The 5,467-nt window shown below is 50.8% G+C and carries 7 protein-coding genes; 6 read left to right on the forward strand and 1 reads right to left on the reverse strand.

Translation table 11 applies throughout. From position 1 onward, the window contains the following. From V3W49_RS22360 to V3W49_RS22380, 5 genes are all read left to right on the forward strand, one after another. Positions 1-320 (forward strand): FimD/PapC C-terminal domain-containing protein (locus V3W49_RS22360; RefSeq protein WP_500148151.1); only part of this gene is annotated, 320 nt, incomplete at its 5' end. 208 nt (positions 321-528) lie between these two features. Further along, complete coding sequence (locus tag V3W49_RS22365; protein ID WP_500148152.1) at positions 529-1,653, forward strand: fimbrial protein; 1,125 nt, start codon at positions 529-531, stop codon at positions 1,651-1,653. Between the two features lie 97 nt (positions 1,654-1,750). Continuing rightward, the gene (locus tag V3W49_RS22370; RefSeq protein ID WP_500148153.1) at positions 1,751-3,277 is read left to right on the forward strand and encodes an EAL domain-containing protein; all 1,527 of its coding nucleotides are present in this window, start codon (positions 1,751-1,753) and stop codon (positions 3,275-3,277) included. Between the two features lie 13 nt (positions 3,278-3,290). Then, positions 3,291-3,464: a hypothetical protein gene (locus V3W49_RS22375; RefSeq protein ID WP_500148154.1), complete on the forward strand. Its 174-nt coding sequence runs from the start codon at positions 3,291-3,293 to the stop codon at positions 3,462-3,464. 21 nt (positions 3,465-3,485) lie between these two features. Continuing rightward, positions 3,486-3,791 carry a PerC family transcriptional regulator gene (locus V3W49_RS22380; protein WP_500148155.1) on the forward strand — a complete coding sequence of 102 codons (306 nt, stop codon included), beginning with the start codon at positions 3,486-3,488 and terminating at the stop codon, positions 3,789-3,791. Positions 3,792-3,993: 202 nt separating this feature from the next. Here the strand turns inward: V3W49_RS22380 and V3W49_RS22385 are convergent, their stop codons facing one another. Beyond that, positions 3,994-4,224, reverse strand: coding sequence for a putative hemolysin (locus V3W49_RS22385; RefSeq protein ID WP_500148156.1), 231 nt, complete (start codon positions 4,222-4,224; stop codon positions 3,994-3,996). A 401-nt stretch (positions 4,225-4,625) separates the two neighbouring features. Between V3W49_RS22385 and V3W49_RS22390 the strand changes: the two genes are divergently transcribed. Further along, on the forward strand, positions 4,626-5,222 hold the full coding sequence (locus V3W49_RS22390) for a DUF2913 family protein (protein WP_500148157.1): 597 nt from the start codon (positions 4,626-4,628) through the stop codon (positions 5,220-5,222). Positions 5,223-5,467 lie beyond the last annotated feature (245 nt).

Consider the following 5,467-nt stretch of genomic DNA (forward strand, 5'->3'; position numbering starts at 1 on the left):
CGCCGTACTCAGGCGCGGTCAGCCGGATTGTGTTCAGGACCAGCCGGGGTACGCCGCTGCTGATTATGGCGAAACAGGCCAGTGGCGAGGCTGTACCGTTTGGTGCCGAGGTGTATGACGGTGCCGGCACGGTGGTGGGCAGCGTGGGTCAGTCGGGACAGATATATGCGCGCGTGGAGAAAACACGGGGACAGCTGACCGTGAAGTGGGGTTCGCAGGGTAACCAGCGCTGCCACATTAACTACATCCTGCCGCCACAGCCGGCGTCGGGCCAGAACAACAGTATCGTGCGGTTTGAATCCGTCTGTGGAGGGGAATAATAATGAGAAAGATAACGCACTGGTCGCTTCCGGTTCTGGTATTGTGCTGGTTGATGCTGCTGGTTGTTCGACCAGCAATGGCCAGTTGTACAATTGATGCACCAACAGTTACCGCTCCCATGCCACTATTACTAAATAAGGGTGAGGCTTTTTATACCTTACCAGCCTGGAGATTTGTCCGGTTTAATTCTAATTATGGAGTGTGCTTATGAAGCGAATATCAATTGTGCTGGGGATTTTTCTGTTCGTATTATCAAAATCCGTATGGGCAATTTGCACGCTGGATACCACTCATGTTGAATCAGCACCTATGCCACTTCAGTTAGGTGCGATTACTGCAGGTGCTGATTTAGCCGATGGTACCGTTTTGTATAAGCAAACGTATAACCTGGATTATACCTCAGGAAATCAAGCTATTACTGTTACATGTACTGGAAACGGAAACCCAAGTGGACATTATTCCTATTCCTCCACACCTCTTCCCTTGAGTTCGTGGAGTAGCGGTATTGAATCCGGGAAGGTCTATGAAACAGGGGTTCCCGGAATTGGTGTATGGGTTCATCAGGGAACAACTGGTGATGCGGCTCTACCTGTAAGTAAAATATTATCTAATAGTAATGATGTTCACTGTACCTCCACAGGAGGAAATCGACAGTGTATTGTATTTGGTGGTTTCAAACGCTGGGATATTTACTTTATAAAGACAGGTCCCATTCAACCCGGAACTATTATCGGAAGCAACTTACCTTGCATCAGGGTTAATTATAATGATTCCGGTAGTGCCAGCGAAGGTCTTGTTGAAGAAAATGTTTGCATGAGTGGCGCTATTAATGTTGTTGCCAGCTCTTGTAAAACACCTGATGTGACGGTTCCTATGGGAAGCTATGACGTATCTTCATTTACCGGAGAGGGTAGCGCGACCAAATGGGTGGATGCCTCCATCAAGCTGACCGACTGCCCCGTCTATTATGGCAAAGGGAGTTCGGGTTCATGGTATGTCGACGGAAGCGGCACAAATAACAGCGGGACGCCAGTCAAAAACGCCATCACAGTCAAACTGACGCCTGCCACTTCCGTGATCAACAGCAGTCAGGGGGTCTTTGCCTTAACCCAGGCAGCAGACAGCGCCGGCGGTGCGGGGATACAGCTGGCGTATGGTACTGGCGCCTCACCTGAGTTTGTCGATTTCGGCGCCACAAAGACGTATGAAATGGATATCGGATCTAATGGAATATCTGAGATCCCCCTGGTTGCCCGTTATATTCAGACGGACGGAAAAGTTACCCCAGGAACCGCGAATAGTGCGGTAACCTTCCTTATTAATTACTACTGAGTAAAAAAACAGGGTGTGATATGAGTTTATTATTCACACCCGTTTTTAACCTATTGCCGGAATGCTCCGTATCATCCCTGCCAGACAGGAAAGTCCCATGAAAACATGGCGATATTTTTATACTCTGTTAGCCCTGTTTATTGCCATGGTGCTGCTTGCAGTCATTTATATTTTTCCGCTGTGGCAACACCATCTGTCTGACAGCCGGAGCAACGAGCGCCTGGCAGCACGTGCTGAGGCTTTACTGCGGGATGCCCGCGAAGTGAGCGTATATTTCAGGCGCCAGGAAGACCTGCAATGTTCCCCTGACAGGGCGCGTCTGCTCGAGCAGGTTGCACTGAGATACCCCCATATTCATGGTCTTTTCCTGTACCACAATGGTGAGATCTATTGTTCTTCATTAAGGGAGCGATTTACACCGGATGATGAATTCGTTGCTGCAACCCGCGATGCGGAGAATGGCCGTCTCCTGTTGCTGAGCGGGCTGAAAGCATTTCCCGGGAAGGTTTTTCTGGCGTATGTCCGGGGAAATAAAGACCATGGAATGGTGGTCACGATTGATGCTTACTGGTTGCGTCATTGGTTTTCAGCAGACGGTCTGAACGCCGTCATTGTTGACGGGAAACTGTTAAACCGGAACCTGACCGTTACCAGCGCAGAGGGCATCCACACGAAGGTTACGCATTCGGTCAAATCTCCGCTCTCCGGAGTCAGCGTGGTGTCTTTCCGGCATGATAACCGGTTTCAGTTGTTCTGGCCGGTGGTGGCCATGCTGGCACTGGCACTGGGGATGCTTATTGCCCTGCTGGTATGCCTGTATCGTGAAAGGGCCTTCCCGACTCCCCGGCGGCTGGAAGTCGCCATACTTTCCGGAGAAATTGTCCCCTGGTATCAGCCCATAATGGATGTATCCCGTGGTGAAATCCGTGGGGTGGAAGTGCTGGCGCGATGGCATCATCCCGGAAAAGGTACGCTGGGTCCTGACACCTTTATTCCGCTGGCGGAACACAGTGGTCTGCTTATTCTGATGACACAGACCCTTCTTGCACAGGTCAGACGGGACATGGACGTTCTCAAATTCCGGTTACCGGCAAACTTTTATGTGTCCGTCAATATCAATGCCACTCCTGAGATGATTGATGCACTGGCTGATATGCTGGTCAGTTTTCACCGGTCACTCCCCGACCGGCTTTCTCTGGTTGTTGAACTGACGGAAGGCACGGAGGTCCGGTCCGGTTCACCGGTAATTGGGCAACTCAGGAGTCTGCGACTGGAGGGCATTGGTATCGCGCTGGACGACTTTGGTACGGCGTTTTCCAATATTGCCGGGATTGACCTGCTACCGGTAACCTGCCTGAAGATTGACCAGGTATTTATCCGGAAACTGGCGGACAATATGGATTCACAACGCCTGGTGGAGAGCATCATTGAACTGGGCAGAAACAGCCATCTGTCGGTGGTGGCAGAAGGGGTGGAGACGGCGTTCCAGTCTGATTTTCTGCTGTCGAAGGGGGTGAATCTCCAGCAGGGATACTACTGGTCCAGGCCGCTACCCATGATGGATTTTGCCCGGTATCTCATCTGGCACAGAACAAACCCGGAACGTTTAACTGGGGCTGATTAAGGAGAAAAACACAATGACAGACGGAAAGCACTGGTCTGAAATTATTGCGCGTTTTAAAAAGACCGATTCCGTGGAGTTTTTCGTCCAGAAAACGCTGAGTACCCTGGAAGACCCGGAGGAGGCGCTTTTTTTAAGAACGCTGGCGCAAAAAAAAATTGAAGAGCTTGAGCGTGAGTATGGCCTCTGAGTCAGTTAACAGGCGGTCCTGATGACAAAAGAAGAATTGATGCCGGTAACCGATAAGGTCACGGAAGAGCTGGAAAAGGCCGGGTTATACCGACGGGCAGCGACCCGATGGCTGGAGGTATTTTTTGAATGTCAGGATGATGCAGAGAGAGCCTGGATATCCCGGCGACGACGGGAGTGTCTGGCCCGGCTCAGGGTGTTCAAAGTGGATGATGATGGCTATCTGAATGTCTACCGGGCCGTCAGGGCCCTGCACAGTAAGATGGGACTGGACCGGACTGTGAACACGGCTTCCGGAAAATACCGTATCGGGAGACGGCGTGGTTAGGGCAGGACTATCAGCCAGTTACTTTACGTAGTTGTGAAGAATACAATGTGTGGTGAATCCCCCTGAGCGGAGGGGCCTGCAGCTAAAATCGACGCAAAGGAGGCGGGTCAGAATAGCTGAAAACTGACTCACCGGGAGGCACCCGGCACCGCACGCCCTTACAGCTACAGAGCGAAAAAGTACTGGGATAAGCAGTGGCGGTTTATCTGCTATGATTACGGCGAAATAATGCCCATTCCTCGATACGCTCACCTGACGGGAGGGTACAGTACCCAAGTTCACCTTTAGCTGTTTTTGTTATCTCGAGTGTACCGCCCAGTCTGGCACAGTATACCGAGGCTGGATTTGCCATGCCGACGGAAGGTTGTTGTTCCACCTGGGATGAGCACCCGGCAATAAGTAAAGTGGATATGATGAGACTCGCTTTTTCCATCCTGGTTCTGCCTTAATATTCTGATTAATCTCCACAGTGAGTATAAATGACTGACAAATAGAAAGAACCTATTTTTTCTGTGAACGTTTCACTTAACTGTTAAATAGTGTTGCGTTATACACAATAATTGATACAGGGGAATTATTATATAAATACTCAAAGCCACAGGGGGATATTTTTGCGTGTTCAATATTCATATTATCCCATACCTTCTTATTGGTGGCGACGAGCCGATTATACGATTATGCAGAAAAACATTACGGCTGGGCCATGCGCTGAGCGGATGCAGACGGTTCCGGATGCCACTTTGTTGCTGTTCCGGTTAAAATACTCTCAGTATGACAGTAAGCGGGAACCCGCCAGAATTTTGTGGACAGAGTAAAGAAGGAGAAGGGCACTCAGTGACGCTGACAGAAAAATCGGGCCATCTGGCATGGTGTGCCCTGGTGGCGCTTGCGCTGGCCAGACAGAACGGAGATGCGCTGTCACCGGCACAGGAAAATCTCTTTCTTACCCGCTGGCTGGCGACCGCGCTGAAGCAACGACGTTTTTCGCGTGATGTGGCGCCCGATATCGAGTGGCTTCTGAAACAGGGACGCCAGCTGGGCGTCAGCGCGAAGCTGGCCAGCAAACTGAATTACCTCTGGCGCTCCTGCACCGGCGAATTGTCTGAGCAAAACGACCTGTTCCGGCTGACGTATGCCCTGGAAACCGCGAAAGACATGAGCTGGAATTACCGCCTGTTGAGCGATCGGGAATGGTCAGGCCGGTATGCCGTTTCGCTGAACGCCGGCGTGAACGGCATTTATCTCTCACGGACTAACCTCGACGCGACGTTTAACGACGATGGACGACAGATAAATCCGCTGATGGCGCGTCTTACGGGGAACGTGACCGGTGTGGTAAAGCTGTTTAACCGCTGTGGCTGGCAGGCTGATTCGGCACAGGATACTACCCTGTCCCACCAGTTTATGTTGGTAGCCGGTCGGGTTGCCTGATAGATTTCCCTGATTACATTTGTAATCATTCATTAACCACCAAAGGCGCAACACAGGGTGAAGGTATATTGGTTGTAATATACATATGAGGCCATGATAATGCAGTTAAGGATGCAGCAGACTGGTTAATCCAGGCATCCCGCTACCAGCGTACGCTGGTCAGTCCAGGTGTAGTGGCATAGTTAATCTGGCCACCTGAACAGAGGTGATATCATCGCCTCATAGACAAAAACAGGTGACATTAT

It is taken from the genome of Rosenbergiella sp. YN46 (assembly GCF_036620675.1).
Taxonomy (GTDB): domain Bacteria; phylum Pseudomonadota; class Gammaproteobacteria; order Enterobacterales; family Enterobacteriaceae; genus Jejubacter.